Annotated in this window: 16 protein-coding genes; 14 read left to right on the top strand and 2 right to left on the bottom strand. The window is 46.1% G+C overall.

All coding sequences use genetic code 11. From position 1 onward, the window contains the following. The first annotated feature begins 14 nt into the window (after nt 1-14). From moaB to QME20_RS12570, 7 genes are all read left to right on the top strand, one after another. On the top strand, nt 15-521 hold the full coding sequence (gene moaB, locus QME20_RS12600) for a molybdenum cofactor biosynthesis protein B (RefSeq protein ID WP_014949775.1): 507 nt from the start codon (nt 15-17) through the stop codon (nt 519-521). Continuing rightward, a complete protein-coding gene (gene moaC / locus QME20_RS12595) occupies nt 518-997 on the top strand; it encodes a cyclic pyranopterin monophosphate synthase MoaC (RefSeq protein ID WP_187446785.1) in 480 nt (159 codons plus the stop codon). The genes moaB and moaC overlap by 4 nt, the downstream gene beginning before the upstream one ends. Nucleotides 998-1161: 164 nt before the next feature. Then, nucleotides 1162-1410: a MoaD family protein gene (locus QME20_RS12590; RefSeq protein WP_061095255.1), complete on the top strand. Its 249-nt coding sequence runs from the start codon at nt 1162-1164 to the stop codon at nt 1408-1410. Between the two features lie 2 nt (nt 1411-1412). Then, nucleotides 1413-1886 carry a molybdenum cofactor biosynthesis protein MoaE gene (locus tag QME20_RS12585; protein ID WP_014949772.1) on the top strand — a complete coding sequence of 158 codons (474 nt, stop codon included), beginning with the start codon at nt 1413-1415 and terminating at the stop codon, nt 1884-1886. Further along, nucleotides 1868-3088, top strand: coding sequence for a molybdate ABC transporter substrate-binding protein (gene modA / locus QME20_RS12580; RefSeq protein WP_187446786.1), 1221 nt, complete (start codon nt 1868-1870; stop codon nt 3086-3088). The genes QME20_RS12585 and modA overlap by 19 nt, the downstream gene beginning before the upstream one ends. 2 nt (nt 3089-3090) lie before the next feature. After that, nucleotides 3091-3786 (top strand): molybdate ABC transporter permease subunit, encoded by a 696-nt coding sequence (gene modB, locus QME20_RS12575; RefSeq protein WP_187446787.1) that lies wholly within the window; start codon nt 3091-3093, stop codon nt 3784-3786. A gap of 1 nt (nt 3787) precedes the next feature. Beyond that, nucleotides 3788-5029 (top strand): ATP-binding cassette domain-containing protein, encoded by a 1242-nt coding sequence (locus QME20_RS12570; protein WP_281716015.1) that lies wholly within the window; start codon nt 3788-3790, stop codon nt 5027-5029. Nucleotides 5030-5031: 2 nt separating this feature from the next. Here the strand turns inward: QME20_RS12570 and hemN are convergent, their stop codons facing one another. Beyond that, on the bottom strand, nt 5032-6405 hold the full coding sequence (gene hemN, locus QME20_RS12565; protein WP_281716014.1) for an oxygen-independent coproporphyrinogen III oxidase: 1374 nt from the start codon (nt 6403-6405) through the stop codon (nt 5032-5034). Nucleotides 6406-6488: 83 nt separating this feature from the next. Between hemN and QME20_RS12560 the strand changes: the two genes are divergently transcribed. The 3 genes from QME20_RS12560 (at nt 6489) to QME20_RS12550 (ending at nt 9084) form a co-directional block, all read left to right on the top strand. Further along, complete coding sequence (locus QME20_RS12560) at nt 6489-7304, top strand: SGNH/GDSL hydrolase family protein (protein ID WP_281716013.1); 816 nt, start codon at nt 6489-6491, stop codon at nt 7302-7304. A gap of 82 nt (nt 7305-7386) precedes the next feature. Continuing rightward, nucleotides 7387-8064, top strand: coding sequence for a DsbA family oxidoreductase (locus QME20_RS12555; RefSeq protein ID WP_281716012.1), 678 nt, complete (start codon nt 7387-7389; stop codon nt 8062-8064). Between the two features lie 27 nt (nt 8065-8091). Continuing rightward, nucleotides 8092-9084 carry an XdhC/CoxI family protein gene (locus QME20_RS12550; RefSeq protein ID WP_281716011.1) on the top strand — a complete coding sequence of 331 codons (993 nt, stop codon included), beginning with the start codon at nt 8092-8094 and terminating at the stop codon, nt 9082-9084. Here the strand turns inward: QME20_RS12550 and QME20_RS12545 are convergent. After that, entirely contained in the window at nt 9081-11711 is a 2631-nt protein-coding gene (locus tag QME20_RS12545) for a TonB-dependent receptor (RefSeq protein ID WP_281716010.1), read from the bottom strand. The two genes, QME20_RS12550 and QME20_RS12545, sit on opposite strands and share 4 nt — an antisense overlap. Nucleotides 11712-12048: 337 nt before the next feature. Between QME20_RS12545 and QME20_RS12540 the strand changes: the two genes are divergently transcribed. From QME20_RS12540 to QME20_RS12525, 4 genes are all read left to right on the top strand, one after another. Further along, nucleotides 12049-12735, top strand: coding sequence for a histidine phosphatase family protein (locus tag QME20_RS12540; RefSeq protein WP_039216471.1), 687 nt, complete (start codon nt 12049-12051; stop codon nt 12733-12735). Nucleotides 12736-12746: 11 nt separating this feature from the next. Beyond that, complete coding sequence (locus QME20_RS12535) at nt 12747-13982, top strand: acyl-CoA dehydrogenase family protein (protein WP_281716009.1); 1236 nt, start codon at nt 12747-12749, stop codon at nt 13980-13982. Nucleotides 13983-14031: 49 nt separating this feature from the next. Further along, on the top strand, nt 14032-15090 hold the full coding sequence (locus QME20_RS12530; protein WP_061486005.1) for a phosphotransferase family protein: 1059 nt from the start codon (nt 14032-14034) through the stop codon (nt 15088-15090). A 74-nt stretch (nt 15091-15164) separates the two neighbouring features. Next, nucleotides 15165-16139: an NADPH:quinone oxidoreductase family protein gene (locus QME20_RS12525; RefSeq protein ID WP_061486004.1), complete on the top strand. Its 975-nt coding sequence runs from the start codon at nt 15165-15167 to the stop codon at nt 16137-16139. Nucleotides 16140-16166 lie beyond the last annotated feature (27 nt).

Below are 16166 nucleotides of genomic sequence, written 5' to 3'. Positions count from 1 at the left end.
AATTAGGATTTCATATGTCAGTTGTCAGCCAACCCCTTAATATTGCCGTACTCACTATTTCAGATACGCGCACCCTCGAAAACGACAAGTCGGGAGACTACTTGAAAGAGGCGCTTACCTCGGTTGGCCATAACCTTTATGATCGCGACTTGGTGAAAGACGATATTTATCAACAGCGCGCCGTGGTGTCGAAGTGGATTGCCGATAAAAACATTCACGCCGTATTAATTACCGGTGGTACAGGTTTCACCCACCGCGACTCAACGCCAGAGGCCATCAGTGTATTGTTCGACAAAGAAGTTGACGGCTTTGGCGAGCTATTTCGCCAAATTAGCTATGAAGAGATTGGTACATCAACCATTCAGTCTCGCGCAGTAGCGGGCTTTGCTAATAATACGGTTATTTTCTGCCTGCCAGGTTCAACAGGCGCGTGTCGTACGGCGTGGGAAAAAATTATTTCTAGCCAACTTGATGCCGACTTTAGACCGTGTAATTTCGTAAAGCATTTGGTAGAAGCATGAGTACCTTTAGCCATTTAAACGCTGGCGGTGAAGCCAATATGGTCGACGTTAGCGACAAAGACGTTACCAAGCGAGAAGCCACAGCAGAAGGTTTTTTATACGTAAGCGAAGACGTTATTCGCCAAATCTCTGAATCAAAAATTGCAAAAGGTGATGTATTTGCAGTTGCCCGTGTAGCGGGTATTCAAGGGGCGAAACGCTGCGCCGATCTTATTCCTCTTTGTCACCCATTGGCATTGTCAAAGGTGGATATAAACTTTGACATTCAGGCCGACCAAAACCGAATTCAAGCCATCTGCTATTGTAAGCTAAGCGGTAAAACCGGCGTTGAAATGGAAGCGCTCACGGGTGTAAATGTGGCGCTATTAACCTTGTTTGATATGTGCAAAGCCATCGACCCTGGCATGCATATGGAAGGGGTGCGGGTACTGGAGAAAAAAGGCGGTAAGACAGGCCACTGGCGGTCCGACACCTAGTTTTCACAAAGGCCAGTGAAAGGCCAGTGAGCTAGACAATGACGTGCATAAAGCGTACACGCACTCAAAAAGCAACGCATTTTAGGCTCAACGTATTTCCGAGGCTTGGAAAGATTAATTAGCGCGCACAAAGCAACCTTAACAACGTAGATAACAGGCAAAGCATGCAGGTAACGGTAAAAACATTCGCACAAACCCGAGAGATTACTGGAGAGGACAATATCGCGCTCCATATAAGCGAGAGCAGCACTATTGAGACCGTGATATCGCAGCTTAAAACGCGTAGTGACAAGTGGGCATTAGCCCTAGAGGGCAGTGTGCTTACTGCCTGTAATCAAGAGCTTTGCGATCTCCAAACAGTACTTAGCGACGGCGATGAGCTGGCGCTATTTCCACCTGTGACAGGGGGCTAGCTATGTTCGCGCTAGTTCAAGTTGAAGATTTCGACCAAGGCGAGCTGTACGCTAGGCTAAAGCAGTCGGCAGATGAGAAGGCCTGCGGCAACACCGGCGCGATTGTTACTTTTACTGGGCTAGTGCGAGACTTTAATAACGCTGGCGATATAGACGGCATCGAATTAGAGCATTACCCGGGCATGACTGAAAAAGCGTTAATGCTTCTGGTTGAACAAGCGAGCGAACGCTTTTCACTTAACAGTGCTGGCGCACTGCACAGAGTAGGGCGCATACACAACAACGAACAAATTGTATGGGTAGGTGCCGCCGCTCCCCACCGCCAGGCGGCGTTTGACGCTGCCTGCTACTTAATGGACATGCTTAAACAGTCGGTACCGCTTTGGAAAAAAGAATTTAAGGGCGATAAATCTGAATGGGTTGCGGCAAAAGCATCTGACGATAAAGCGGCACTTAAGTGGATGCGCAAAAAGTAATGGTTTGTTCTTTAGCAATGCGACTTTCAAGCTTTGTTAACTTGGCCATGCTTATTTTGGTAAGTGCAAGTGTAGCCCTAGGCGTTACAGCTTTTTCAAGTTCTGTGGCACATGCAAGCAGTTTTGAAGCGGCAAATAATAATGTAAATGAAGGGAGCGTTATTAGTGCCGAAAAACAAAACCAGTCAGTAAATTTCAAGCGCGACGAAAAAATTAACGTAGCCGTTGCGGCAAACTTTGCAAAACCGCTAAAGAGTATTGCCGAGCAGTTTACTGAGCTAACCGGCATAGAAGTCGCGGTAACGGTATCTTCTAGCGGTACTTTGTATGCGCAAATTCAACATGGTGCTAGCTTCGACGTTTTTCTATCTGCAGATCGCGCTCGGCCGCAAGCGTTGGTTGATAACAACGTAGTTCACCACGGCAATCTGGTGGATTACGCTAAAGGCAAGCTTGCGTTTGTCTATGCTGGCGACTTATCAAGTGAGGCATCACATGAAACATCCGGTAAAAGGAATTGCGAGCAAATCGCGCGCTCATCTACTGGAGACGTCACTGCACAAATAAACGTTCAGCTTACCGATTGCTTGTCGAAGCAGCTTGTACAATTAATGGAAAATCCACAAAACAAGGTAGCTATCGCAAATCCTAAACTGGCCCCCTATGGTGATGCTGCGCAACAGACGTTGCAAAACTTATCCTTATGGCAACAGTTTTTACCTCACAGAGTGATGGGTAAAAACGTGCTACAAACCTTGCAGTTTTATACCACCGGCAGCGTGAAAGGGGCGTTCGTTGCGTACTCATTGGCCTTAGATTTGCCCGCAGACTTATCCTCTAATTTGCCTTCTAATTTTAACAGTGTTGTGAATACCAAAAGCGCCGATGCTGTTACGGTTATCGTCCCAGTACCTGAAACCTTGTATCAACCCATCATTCAGTCGTTGGTGGTTAATAGTAAAACGGTAGCTACATTATCTCCGAATCTGTTCGAACCACTTCCAATTAAAAATGCGGCAGCGCCAGTTGATGAGCCTATTCACAACGACAACGTTGAGCCAACCAGAGCATTTCGTTTGAGTGACGCTAATGGAGTGTCATCACCCAGCCTGTTCGTACAGTATTTAATGTCGCAAGGGGTGCAGCACAGCTTAATTGAATGGGGCTATGAACCTACCATTGCATCGGGCGTAGGTAACTAAGTATGCTCACAGAATTCTTCGGGGCATCGACACTTGAAGCCATATTACTCACCTTAAAACTGGCCTTTATAACCAGTGGTTTGCTGTTGTTAATCGCATTGCCGCTAGCGTGGTTTTTAGCGAAATGGCAGAGCAAAGCTAAGCCTTTGGTGATGTCGATACTCGCGTTGCCTTTGGTGTTACCGCCAACTGTGCTGGGTTTTTATTTGCTTATTGCTTTTTCGCCGCAAAGTGCGTTGGGGCAGGGATGGCAAAGCCTAACCGGGAGCAATTTAGCATTTAGCTTTGAAGGTTTAGTATTGGGGTCTGTCATCTACTCCCTTCCTTTTGCTCTACAGCCTTTGTACAGCGGCTTTTCGCAATTAGATAATCGTTATTTGGATGTAGCAAAAACGCTGGGTTTTTCGGCCACCGAAGCTTTTATAAAAATAGTACTGCCTTTAAGCAAAGCGCCCATTGTAGTGGCATTAGGCTTAAGCTTTGCCCATACCATAGGCGAGTTTGGCGTAGTACTAATGATAGGAGGCAATATTCCTGGAGAAACTCAGGTGCTGTCTATCGCGCTATATGAACAGGTAGAAGCGTTGGAATATAACAGTGCACACAACCTTGCGTTGGCCCTTCTGGTTTTTTCATTCGTGATGCTCGCGGCGCTCTATCGCTTTAACGGTATCACACAAAGTGATGAGGCGCGTTAACATGCAAATATCTGCGCTACTACCAAATCGCATTAACGCACAAATCTCATTGCAGCCACAAAGCCGATTCATTGGGATTACCGGTCCATCAGGTGCGGGAAAAAGCAGCTTGTTTCGCGCCCTAGCTGGCGTAGAAAAAAGCGCAAGTGTGCAAACGCCGTGGACCTCTCAAAAGGTCGGCATCGTTTTTCAGCAGCCCATGCTATTTCCCCATACCGATGTGCGCGGTAATTTAGCCCTTGCGCAGCGTCACGCAAGCCCTAATGCAATGTCTATCGATGCGTGTTTGCGCGGCTGTTATTGCGAACATTTAATCGATAAGCCAGTTCAAGCGCTTTCTGGTGGTGAAGCGCAGCGGGTCGCGATTGCACGGGCGTTGGTCAATGGGCCAGATGTGTTATTGCTAGATGAATCGTTAAGCGCAATTGATATCTTCACCCGTCGCAAAATTTACCAGTTTTTGAACAATTTGTGTGTGTCGGGGAAGCTCACCTGCCTTGTTATTTCTCACGATTTAGATGACCTTACCTTGTTCAGCGATGAGTTGGTTTTTATTGACCAAGGCCGCACCAAGCTTTGTGGAAAAACGCGCGATGTTTTGACTCAAGTATTCGAAAAAGAAGGATTTGCGACACCGTCTAGCGTACTTGAGGGATTTAAAGTTACTGCGCAAAGCGACGCACACGACAGTAACCAGTCACAAAACGCCGTTGTCAGCTACAAACACGGTAGCCAAACGCAACAAGATCAAAATGTTCTAACCTTACAAGGCAATGAGCAGTGCCAGTCGGAAAACGGCATTGAGCGCGTTGAGGTAGCGGGGCACGAGATATTCGTCACTGCAGAATCAGTGTCCTATTTGCCTCAGCAAAGCGGTGAGCAAGTTTTTGTTCGTTTTGCAGTTAAAGCTTGTGATGTAAGTATCGATACTAATGTTGCTGACTTTGGCAATGCCAGCACAATCAGTATTTTAAATGCGCTGCCATGTGTTATATCTAGCATCGAACCCGTGGCGAATCCACTCAGCCCCTTGAACGAGCCTGAAAATAACGCCGATACAGAACTTACAGATACAAAGCTAACCTCTAAAAAGTTAGCGACCGTAAACAGCGCGAAAGTGCTGTTAAAACTTGATGTATTAAACAGTAACCAAACCCTTTATGCCAGCATTAGCTGTATCTCTCTATCGCGTCTTAAGCTTGATGTAGGGATGCAAGTGATTGCGCGGTTTAAACTGCCCTAGGTTTAAATGGCTTTGGAGTAGCTACTGAGTATTTCACTTGCGTTCAAATAAGCGTCGAAACGGGCACAAATAGCCCGAATGTAAATACGAGCAGGCTCTGGCACTCGAATATACCGAGGTGTCATTTCGATAAGCCCGTCTTCTTTAAGTTCTTCAAGGTTGTTTAAGGCTGAAGCAAAGTATTCATCAAAAGTGATGTGGTGCTTGTCGGCAATTGCTTGCTTGTCTACCGCTAAATTGCACATTAAGCTAGAAATCACGTCTCTGCGAATCAGGTCGTCGGCACTTAATGACAGCCCAACCTTCGCATTGGGCTGGTGGTTGTCTAACCGACTGTAATATTCTTTTAGCTCCTTAGCATTTTGCGCAAAGGCGTTACCTACCGTGCTAATGGCTGATACGCCGAACCCTATAAGGTCGGTGTCGCCACGTAAGGTATACCCTTGAAAGTTACGGTGAAGCTCGCCTTTATTTTTCGCAATGGCTAAGGAGTCTTTGCTTAAGGCAAAATGATCAAGACCAATCATTTCATAACCTATGTTTGTAAAGCTGTTAACGGCAAGCTTGTAAAGCGCCGCTTTTTCTTCACTACTTGGCAGTGTTTCTTCAGCAAATTTACGCTGCGCTGCGAACCTCTCGGGAAGGTGTGCATAGCTAAAAAGCGAAATACGATCTGGCATCATGGCTTTTGTCGCGGCGATGGTTGATGAGAACGTTTCAATTGACTGATTTGGTAAACCATAAATTAGATCTAAGTTAACTGAGGCGAAACCCAGCGACCGAGCCTCGAATACTAAATCGGCAATGTGAGACGTGCTTTGTACACGATTTATGGTTTTCTGAACATTGTAATCAGTATCTTGTAAACCAAAGCTAATGCGTGTGTAGCCGAGACATTTTAAGTTTTGAAGATAGTGTTTATCGATATTTCTGGGATCTAACTCAATTGACAGTTCAGCACCTGCTTCAAAGGTAAAGTGTTTCTTAAGCAGGTACATTAAATAAGTATGCTGAGTCTCGCTCAAAAAACTGGGTGAACCGCCACCCAAGTGCAGAGAAACTGCACGCCTGCCGTCAGTTAAATAACGCTTAGACAGGATTTCTTTTTCTATGTAATCTAAATATTCGTCCGCTTTTTCATTGTGACGCGTCACCATTTTATTGCAGCCACAGTAGTAGCACAGCGTTTTGCAAAATGGAATGTGCATGTAGAGACTTACTGCCGGCGCTTTTGACACTGCAAGTGCTTGTGGAAGTATGTCATCTTGTAGCGGTTCAAATTTAAGTGCAGTAGGGTAAGAGGTATAGCGAGGAGCATTCAACGCATACTTGGTAATGGTTGATACGGGGCGTTGTTGTACGGCAATTATAGTCATATTGGCTCTGCACTTATATGTAGATATCTAGGCGCGAATTCAATTCGATGGTTAAAGCTTAATGAATTGCTTAGGAGGCTGATTTGATCTACTTCAAGGTTTTGGTATTAAACCTGATAATTGTTTTACTTCTTCCAGTCATTTTGCTTCAAGCATTGTGGGTGAGGAAAAAGACAGCTGTACTGCCAGAGCCTGACGGCGAGCGGGTATTAGCCTCAGCCGATAGTAAATTGCTGCTAACTAATAACGTTTTGGTTATAGGCGATTCTGCTGCCGCGGGTGTTGGTGCAACGACGCAAATGGGGGCACTCACAGGTCTGCTGTACTCAAACCTTGTTAAGCATGGGCCAACGCGAGTGACGTTGAATGCTAAAACAGGTTTTAAAAGTGAAGATGTGCTCAAGCTTCTTCATGAAATGCCTGCCGAGCACTTTTCGTCGGTGCTCGTCTCTATTGGTGTTAACGACGTGACCAAATTTGTACCGTTGAAACGGTGGCGACAAAACATCGATGCTATGAGTACGCTACTGTCAGATAAATTTGGGTGCGAAACAATACTGTTTACTGCGCTACCGCCAATTCATTGCTTTCCTGCGCTTCCGCAACCTTTGCGTGCACTATTAGGTTACCGTGCGTGGCTACTAAACCAAGCTTTGGCTGATAGCGTAACAGACCTAGCTAACGCAGACATATTACATGTTAGTGCACTTAATGTGAGCGGAACTATGACGGATATTCAGCAAAGTGGTTTGATGGCAGAAGATGGCTTTCATCCCTCCACGAAAGGCTATGAAATATGGGCACACTCAGCCCTTGAAAAACTTTCCACGCTTTACAGCACCACAATGGGCACGACAAAAAAAGTCACAGCAGAAACTGATGTAACTGCGACGAAATAATCGCAGTTTGGGGTTGAAGTTTCTTTTTGTAACCTTATCTAAGCCCTTATATCTTCATGAATTCAATAAAGCGAGGCCTATCATGGCAGCAAATGAGCAAGGTGTACAAAGTGCGAGCGGTATGCAGAGTGTAACAGTTAATATGGTTTCTGACGTGGTATGTCCATGGTGTATTGTTGGGTACCAGCGTTTGCAAGAAGCCATTAAAACCCTTGATAACATTGAAGTGGATATTAAGTTTCACCCGTTCGAGCTAAACCCCAATATGCCAGAAGAAGGGCAAAACCTTCGCGAGCACATAATGGGAAAGTACGGCATTAGTGAACAGCAAAGCGCGCAGAACAGAGCGCGGTTAGTAGAAGCGGGCGAGCAATTAGGCTTTTCGTTTAACTTTACTGACGACTCTCGCATGCAGAACACGTTTAAGGCCCATCAGCTTATTCACTTTGCTACAGAAAACGGCCTTGAAGAAGAAATGAAGCTGGCCTTATTTAATGCCTACTTCACAGACGGTAAAAACATTAATGATTTAGGTGTTTTAGTAGCGTTGGCACAGGCTGTTGGTCTTGATAAAGCTGATACGGAACAAGCGCTTAAAAGTGAAAAATACGCGCAAGCAGTGCGTGAGGAAGAAACTATTTGGATACAGCGTGGTATTCAGAGTGTGCCTACTTTTGTCATTGGCAATCAGGGCGTAGCCGGGGCACAAGAGCCAGCTACATTGGCAGCATTTATTGCCCAAGCGGCATCACAGCAATAAACAGGTTAAACGGATTTAGAGGTAGTTATGAGTAATCACGTTAACTATTTGTTGGCCCAGTGGCTTCCACTTAAAAACAAGCATAAGTGGGTGTTAGGTTTTATTTTTAAAACCGAAGGCTCATGCTACCGCAAAGCAGGCGCCATGATGTTGTTTAGTGATGCAGGGCATCAGCTAGGTATATTAAGCGGCGGCTGCTTAGAAAGTGACATCGTTAAAAAAGCCCAGCGAGTAATGACCGACGGCGTTAGTCGTACCGCGGTTTACGATGACGAAGATGAAGAAGACATCGCGTTTAAACTTGGTGTTGGATGCGGCGGTGTGGTGCACTTAGCACTTGTACCAGTTAACGAGAGTAACCAGTATTTATCGTTGGATGTGGTTAGCAAAAGCTTATCAAACGGAAAAGCGTGTGAGTGGCGCTGCGCTGTAGACGGTACTTTGGGTGATTGCACGGAATTGGAAGACCATTCTGCTAAACCTAGAAAAGCTGTGCTAGACACCGTTGATGGCAAGCGCATGTTGTCGGTTTTGATGCTGCCGCCTATCCACCTACTTGTTGTTGGAGGTGGGTACGACGCTACCTTTATGACCAAGCTTGCTAGTTTGCAGGGCTATTTAGTAAGTCTTTGGGATCCAAGGCCTGCACAAGCAAGACTTGAACATTTTCCCGAGGTAAATTACTTGATTGAAGACCCGTCTACTGAAGGCTTACGTCTTCACATGGGCGAACATAACATTCAAGCGGCGGTGCTTATGTCCCATCATCGAGAAATTGATGCAAAGGCGCTGCAGGTGCTTAGCAAGCAATCGTTAACCTATACGGCAATGCTCGGGCCACTGCACCGTAAGCAGGAAATTATGGATTTAGCCGGGCTTGGCGATACCAACTTTACTCAGTATTTTGCAAGCCCCGCTGGTTTCGACATTGGTGGTGAGCTACCAGAGCATATAGCGCTGTCTGTTATTACTCAGTGCCATGCGGTGTTTCATACCAAACCTACGCATTTAAAGCGTTAGAAAGACTTTCTGAAGGTAACGCCAAAGCTTCTAGGCGCGCCTGGGTAGGCCATGATCTTTCCGGTTTGTACGGGTACATCAAAGCCACTTCGTGCAACGTACTCTTCATCGAAAACGTTGCGCGACCACGCAATAATTTCGCTATCCCATTGTGGGATAGTGAAACTTACGCGAACGTTAAATAATGAAAAGTCGTCAGCGTACTTGTACGGGTCGTTCGCATCATCAAGAAATACGTCGCCCGTGTATTGGTAGTCAATACTGGCGGAGGCAGGATAATTCCCAACTTCGAAATAGTGATTCAGCATAAGAGACAGTGAGTTCTGAGGCTCGAAGCCTACGCGGTCACCGTCTCTTGAACAGAACGGGTCGGTTGGCTCCACACGGCCCGGGTCGTCAATGCCGGTGTGCCACGTGTACGCTACCCAACAGGTACCGCGTTTAAACTCATCAAAATTCGCCAATGTGCGCGACGCAACTGCATGTAATTCGGTGCTTTCTGTCATTAGCCATGTGGCTTCAAGCTCTATGCCTTTTACTATGATATCGCCCGCATTTTGCAGGTTGAACCCCGTTCCGGTAAAGGTCGTCGCCTGAAAGTCGCTAATTTGTGTATAGTGCGCCGCAGCATTTACGCGCACGCCGTATTCTTCAAAATCGTGTTTTACACCTATTTCAGCACTTCGCGATTTTTCAGCATCAAAAAGCGGGCTAAGCGAAGGTAAAATTCTGTCGGTATTCGTACCGCCCGCTTTGTAACCAGTCGCAAAACTGGCGTACGTTAGCGTGTTGTCATTAGGGTGATAAGCCAGTTTTACCGTGCCGGTTAACTGTGAATCATCAAGCTCTTCGTTTAAGTCAGGTCGCGGCATAACCGCTGCAGATCCCAAGAAAAAATACCCCCAACCCGCTTGTTGAAATGGTGCGATAGCGTTAAGGGACTGTGCTGTAGGGGCTTGTCCCGCCGCTAACGCAGCAGCGATGTTTTGTAACCCAACTACAGCACGACCTACATTAGGCCATTGCGCTGGGTCTTGAGTTAGTCCGTCAATACCAGGCCCTTGCTCATCGTAGGCTCCGACAATCGACTTTTCTTCGCGAGTATAGCGTAAGCCCGTTGTTAAGGTGAAATCACTGTTTAACAGCCAATCCAGCTGAGAGAATAAAGCAATACTGTCTTGCTCTTGATAGGCGCTGTGCGCGAAAGCAGTACCGGAAGGCGCGGGTGCTGCAGCAGGCGCAATAAAGCCTGATGTAACTGCAGATAGCTCGTTGATGGCGTTAGCCAAAGGCAGCAGATCGGGCGCGGCGGCATTAAAGAACGCACTAAAATCATCTTGCGTGGTAGTATCAAAGGTTAGATCTAAGTTTTGGCTGTAATAGTAAACACCTATTAAACCGCGCACATCTTCACTGGTGTAATGTAATCTAATTTCTTGAGAAAACGACTGCTGCTTGGCGTCGTTAGTGGCAGTAAGAAGGTCCGCATCAGAAAAGTCGGTATCTACCGTATCTAAGCTGTCAAACGCGCGGTACGCGCTTATGCTCACTAAATCCCATGCTTTGTTTAAAGCCACATCTACTTGAACTGATAGTCCTTTGTCTTTCATTTTTGAAAGGGGAGTTTGCGACAGCGAGGTTTTATAGTCATAAAAGTTATCGCGCCCGTAAATAGTTGCATTAAACGGCGGTTCTAGCAGCAGCGCATCAGTACCCAATTTACCCGCTATGTCATTAGCCTGAATATTGTTTTGAAAAGTTAGTGCGCCGCAGCACCGTTCGTCTAGCTCGCCGTAATCAGCGATAAGCCGTACGCTAATGTCAGCTGTTGGAGTGTAAAGCAGCTGTGCTTTTATCGCAGAACGGTTACGGTTATTTAGGGTTTGTCCGCTGCGCTCGTCGGTAATGAAACCGTCACTGTGAGAACTAAAGCCAGATACTCGCATGGCAAGTACATCGTCGATAAGCGAAAACGACGAGCCAGCGCTTAAACGAACCAAGTTATCATTGCCGATGATGGCTTCGGCAAAGCCGTCGCGCTCGTCGTGTGAAGGTGCGACCGTCGTTAACGTCATTGCGCCAGCGGCGGTATTCTTTCCGAATAGTGTGCCCTGTGGCCCACGCAACACTTCAATAGATTCAATATCGACTAAGTCGTTAATTAACGCGTTTTGTCGTGCACGGTACACACCATCTACGTATAAACCCACCGAAGACTCGAAGCCGAAGTTTTGTGAAGACGTGCCAATGCCGCGTATTGAAAACCCTGAATTTGTTACGCTTTGATTTTGAAACGCGCCAAAAGCAGGTACGTAGTTTTGCAGGTCAAACACATCTCGGCTTACGGTTTCAACTAGGTCTTGACCTGAAAGCGCAGTGACCGCAACAGGCACATCTTGCAAGTTTTGACTGGTCTTTTGCGCCTGTACAACAATGTGTTCCAGCGCCTTTTTGTTATGCGGAGTAGATAGAGCATTCTCATCGGCGTGAGCGTGGGGAGCCAAAGCAAGTGTCGACGAGACAATAGAGGCAATAAACGGCGAACTACATTGGCAACGGGTAATGACGTTTTGGGGTGTAGATATGCTTAAGCTATTACAAGACAAAGCGTGTGTAAGTGACTTCATTTTGGTTCTTTTTATTTTTCAAAAGCGGGGGCTTTAAACAAAATTAATCACGACAAGGTCGCGTCCAAATGCGTACAGTCCTTTACATTTTAAATACGCCAACTTCCCTATGACGTCGTGTAGTGCTTTTTCACTATACAATCTAATGAACATATATTGCACGCATTTGAAGCTATCATGTCAAATTTTGTTCGCAACGTGCAAAAAGCGACCAGATAATTGGCAGTGAATAGTTTCACATGATGCATACTCATTCAAAATATCAATTAAACTTATATCGCTGTTTTCCTTAGTATGTTGGTTGAAAGTTAACATATTAATAACATCAGGCAGCGGTATGACAGACATCTATTTAGTGCGACATGGTCAAGCGTCTTTTGGCAAAGCGAACTATGACAAACTTAGTGAACTGGGTGGGCAACAGGCCATTTGGCTTGGTGACTATTTCAAGCATCGCAATGTTGAATTTGATGCAGTTTTCTCTGGCGACATGGTTAGGCATCACGAAACCAAAGAAGGTATTGCCTCGGGTATTGCTACTGAAGACTATACGCTACCTGAAGTTACGGTGAATAGCGCCCTGAATGAGTTCAATTTTCAGGCAGTGGCTACCGCCTATTTAACACGCTACCCAGAAGCAAAAGTACCTGAAGGTGCTTCGCCTTCTGAATATTACCGATTGCTAAAAAAAGCAATGCTTGCCTGGTCGCAAGACGAATTGGCGCATGAACTCCTTGATGAAACATGGGGTCAGTTCGAAGACAGAGTTCACAGTATGCTCACGCATCTTCAAAGTATAGATGCGAAGCGCGTACTTGTTGTGAGCTCGGGCGGCGCAATTGCCATGATGCTTAAACACATTCTTGGCTACGATGCGGCCACCGTTGTCAATATGAATTTGCAGATCCGTAATGCCAGTTTTTCTCAATGCTTTGCCAATGCGCGAGGCGTTCACCTTAATAACTTCAACAGCGTACCTCACCTGGATGTGATTGACAGGTTACACGCCATTACCTACAGCTAAATGGGGCAGTTATGAACTTTGAATATAATGAAAAGACCCAAGCACTTTTAGAAAAACTAAAAGCGTTTATGAAAGAAGAAGTGTATCCAATTGAAAAGGAATACATTCACGCCGTAGAAAATGGCTCTGCCAACAATGGCGAAGGTCGTTGGAAAACGCCTGAAATGATGCATACATTGAAAAAGCGTGCAAAAGAAGCGGGTCTTTGGAATCTATTTTTACCTGAAGAATATAAGCCATATGGCGCGGGCTTGACTAACGCAGAGTATGCACCACTTTGTGAAGAAATGGGCAGAGTTTTGTTTAGCTCTGAAATCTTCAACTGTAGTGCGCCAGATACCGGCAATATGGAAGTGCTTGCGAAATACGGTAACGAGAGTCAGAAAAAGCAGTGGTTAGAGCCTCTCTTAAACGGGGAAATACGCTCAGCCTTTGCTATGACAGAGCCTGCAGTGGCATCAAGTGACGCGACTAACATCGAAACTTCCATCAAGCGCGATGGTGATGAATACGTTATCAACGGCCGTAAGTGGTACACCAGCGGTGCTATGAATGAAAACTGTAAGATTATGGTGGTAATGGGCAAAACTGATTTCGATGCGCCTCGTCACCAGCAGCAGTCTCAAATCTTAGTTCCTATGGACACCAAGGGTGTAACTATTGTTCGCCCAATGGCAGCAATGGGCTATTACGACGAGCCTATTGGTCATGCTGAAGTCTTGTTTGAAAACGTACGTGTACCGTCAGAAAACTTACTGCTTGGTGAAGGGCGTGGTTTTGAAATTGCACAAGGGCGCTTAGGCCCGGGCCGTATTCACCATTGTATGCGCCTTATTGGCTGTGCACAGCGCGCGCTCGATATGGCCTGTGAACGAGTTGAAAGCCGAGTGGCGTTTGGCAAACCGTTGTCAAAACAGCAATCGGTTAGAGAAAGCATTGCGCAGATGCACTGTGATATTGAACAGGCGCGTCTGCTTACGTTGAAAGCGGCTGATAAGATGGATCGCTATGGCAACAAAGTATCGCGCGACCTTATCGCTGCTATCAAGATAGTTGCACCTACTATGGCCTGTAACGTTATCGACCAAGCCATTCAGATGCACGGCGCTGCAGGTACAAGCCAAGATTTCGTATTGTCTGCCATGTACGCTTATGCGCGTACTATCAAGCTGGCAGATGGCCCTGATCAGGTTCACATGATGCAGTTAGGTCGTAATCTTATTGCTGAAAAAGCAGTCGCTGAATAAGTCAGTGTTGTAAATAAACAATACAAAAAATTACGGGTAAGGAGTGAATGTGTCTAAAGACAATGCGAAAGCCCCACATGTCATAGATTTAGCAGTGCTGAATTCGTATTTATCTTCTGCGTGCCCCAGTATTGGGCACGTCAAAAGTGCTGAGAAATTTGCGGGTGGGCAATCGAACCCGACGTTCAAGCTTACTACGGATAACGGCGTCTACGTGTTACGCCGTCAACCTCCGGGTAAGTTACTGAAATCGGCCCATGCAGTTGACCGAGAATTTCGCGTTATTAATGCGTTGCAGGGCTCAGAAGTGCCTGTGCCCAAAGCGTACCATTTATGTGAAGATGCCAGCATAATCGGTAGCATGTTTTACATTATGGCCTATGTTGAAGGTGACATTTTTTGGAATAGTGCACTGCCTGAAATAGCGTCTTCTGCTACTCGCGGTGCCATGTATGATGAAATGAACCGGGTGCTTGCAGCGCTTCACAGTGTAGATATTGAAAGCGCAGGCTTACGCGATTATGGAAAGCCTGGCAGCTACTTTGAACGTCAGCTAAGCAGGTGGACAAAACAGTATCGTGCATCTGAACTTGAGCATGTTGAAGAAATTGAAAGTCTTATTCAGTATCTTGAGGCCAACCTGCCAAAAGATGATGGTCAAGTCTCGTTGGTCCATGGCGATTTTCGTTTAGACAACATGATGTTTGATATGTCTGACCCTAAAAAACCAAGAGTAGTCGCAGTACTTGATTGGGAATTATCAACGTTGGGGCATCCGTATGCCGATTTGGCTTACCAATGTATGCAGTTGCGCCTTCCCTCTGACATTGCGCACGCAGCTGGGTTAGGTGGTTTAGACAGAGAGCAGTTAGGCATTCCAAGTGAACAAGAATATATCAATGCGTATTGCGAGCGAAGAGGTATTGATGCCATTAGCAATTGGACGTTTTACCTCGCATTTAGTTTTTTCCGTTTAGCCGCTATTTTACAAGGCGTGGTAAAACGCGCACACGATGGCAATGCGTCAAGCGAGAAGGCTATGCAATTAGGCGCAATGGTGCGACCTCTGGCGCAAATTGCGAACCAAACCATTCACCAAAGCGAATAAACGCCATATAACCTATTTAATGACAGGTCATGCTATCAATAGCGTGCTCGTCGAACAAAGCAACTGGAGACAGTATGAAAGCAATTGTATGCGAATCTTTTGGACCACTTGAAGAACTTCAATTTAAAGACGTTGCAGACCCGCAAGTAAAAAAAGGGCATGTAGTCGTAAATGTTGAAGCCGCAGGGGTGAACTTTCCAGACGGACTATTGGTGCAAGGTCTGTATCAAATGCAGCCAGACTTCCCGTTTATTCCTGGCAATGAAGTGGCAGGCACCATATCTGAAGTAGGTGAGGGCGTAAGCCATTTAAAAGAAGGGCAACGAGTTATTGCGTTGTCTAACTTAGGTGGTTACGCAGAAAAAGCGCTGATCCCTGCCACTCATGTTATGCCGTTACCTGATCCCATCCATGTTAATGAGGGGGCTGCTCTTGTAACTGCGCATGCGACAGCACATCACGCGTTAAAGCAGCGCGCAAAACTGCAGCCAGGCGAAACACTGGTTGTAACCGGCGCAGCGGGTGGTACTGGCTTAGCAGCAGTGCAAATAGGCAAGATTATGGGCGCTAAAGTTATTGCAGTTTGCTCAACAGAAGAAAAGCTGGCGCTTGCTAAAGAGTATGGCGCAGACGTTTTAATTAACTACAAAGAAAAAGATCTCAAAGAAACGCTGAAAGAAGTCACAGGCGGCAAAGGTGTCGATGTAGTTTATGAATGCGTTGGCGGTGACACATTCCACGCTTGCAGCCGCAGTATGGCATGGGAAGGTCGTTTACTTGTGGTTGGCTTTGCTGGCGGTGAGATCCCGAAATTCCCGGTTAATTTAGCGTTGGTAAAAGGCTATTCGGTTATGGGCGTATTTTGGGGCTCGTTTACTCAGCACGATCCAAAAGGCTTTGCGGAAAATATGCAAGAGCTTTTAACTTGGTATGTGCAAGGTAAGGTGAAGGTGGTCGTAGATGAAGCATTACCCTTAGAACAAGCAACGAAAGCCATGGCCAAGGTAATGAACCGGGAAGTGAAAGGTAAGATGGTGCTTGTGCCCTGATCCTACAAGCCTGACACGTGGGTAACT

It is taken from the genome of Alteromonas sp. CyTr2 (genome assembly GCF_947311905.1).
Lineage (GTDB): Bacteria > Pseudomonadota > Gammaproteobacteria > Enterobacterales > Alteromonadaceae > Alteromonas > Alteromonas macleodii.
This window is presented reverse-complemented; position numbering and strand designations above follow the sequence as displayed.

Bases quoted from the DNA above. Each gene is read 5' to 3' on its own strand.
- QME20_RS12525 (WP_061486004.1), top strand. From the start codon at position 15,165: ATGAAAGCAATTGTATGCGAATCTTTTGGACCACTTGAAGAACTTCAA.
- QME20_RS12545 (WP_281716010.1), bottom strand. From the start codon at position 11,711: ATGAAGTCACTTACACACGCTTTGTCTTGTAATAGCTTAAGCATATCT.
- QME20_RS12570 (WP_281716015.1), top strand. From the start codon at position 3,788: ATGCAAATATCTGCGCTACTACCAAATCGCATTAACGCACAAATCTCA.
- QME20_RS12590 (WP_061095255.1), top strand. From the start codon at position 1,162: ATGCAGGTAACGGTAAAAACATTCGCACAAACCCGAGAGATTACTGGA.
- QME20_RS12555 (WP_281716012.1), top strand. From the start codon at position 7,387: ATGGCAGCAAATGAGCAAGGTGTACAAAGTGCGAGCGGTATGCAGAGT.
- modB (WP_187446787.1), top strand. From the start codon at position 3,091: ATGCTCACAGAATTCTTCGGGGCATCGACACTTGAAGCCATATTACTC.
- moaB (WP_014949775.1), top strand. From the start codon at position 15: ATGTCAGTTGTCAGCCAACCCCTTAATATTGCCGTACTCACTATTTCA.
- moaC (WP_187446785.1), top strand. From the start codon at position 518: ATGAGTACCTTTAGCCATTTAAACGCTGGCGGTGAAGCCAATATGGTC.
- QME20_RS12550 (WP_281716011.1), top strand. From the start codon at position 8,092: ATGAGTAATCACGTTAACTATTTGTTGGCCCAGTGGCTTCCACTTAAA.
- hemN (WP_281716014.1), bottom strand. From the start codon at position 6,405: ATGACTATAATTGCCGTACAACAACGCCCCGTATCAACCATTACCAAG.
- QME20_RS12540 (WP_039216471.1), top strand. From the start codon at position 12,049: ATGACAGACATCTATTTAGTGCGACATGGTCAAGCGTCTTTTGGCAAA.
- QME20_RS12585 (WP_014949772.1), top strand. From the start codon at position 1,413: ATGTTCGCGCTAGTTCAAGTTGAAGATTTCGACCAAGGCGAGCTGTAC.
- QME20_RS12535 (WP_281716009.1), top strand. From the start codon at position 12,747: ATGAACTTTGAATATAATGAAAAGACCCAAGCACTTTTAGAAAAACTA.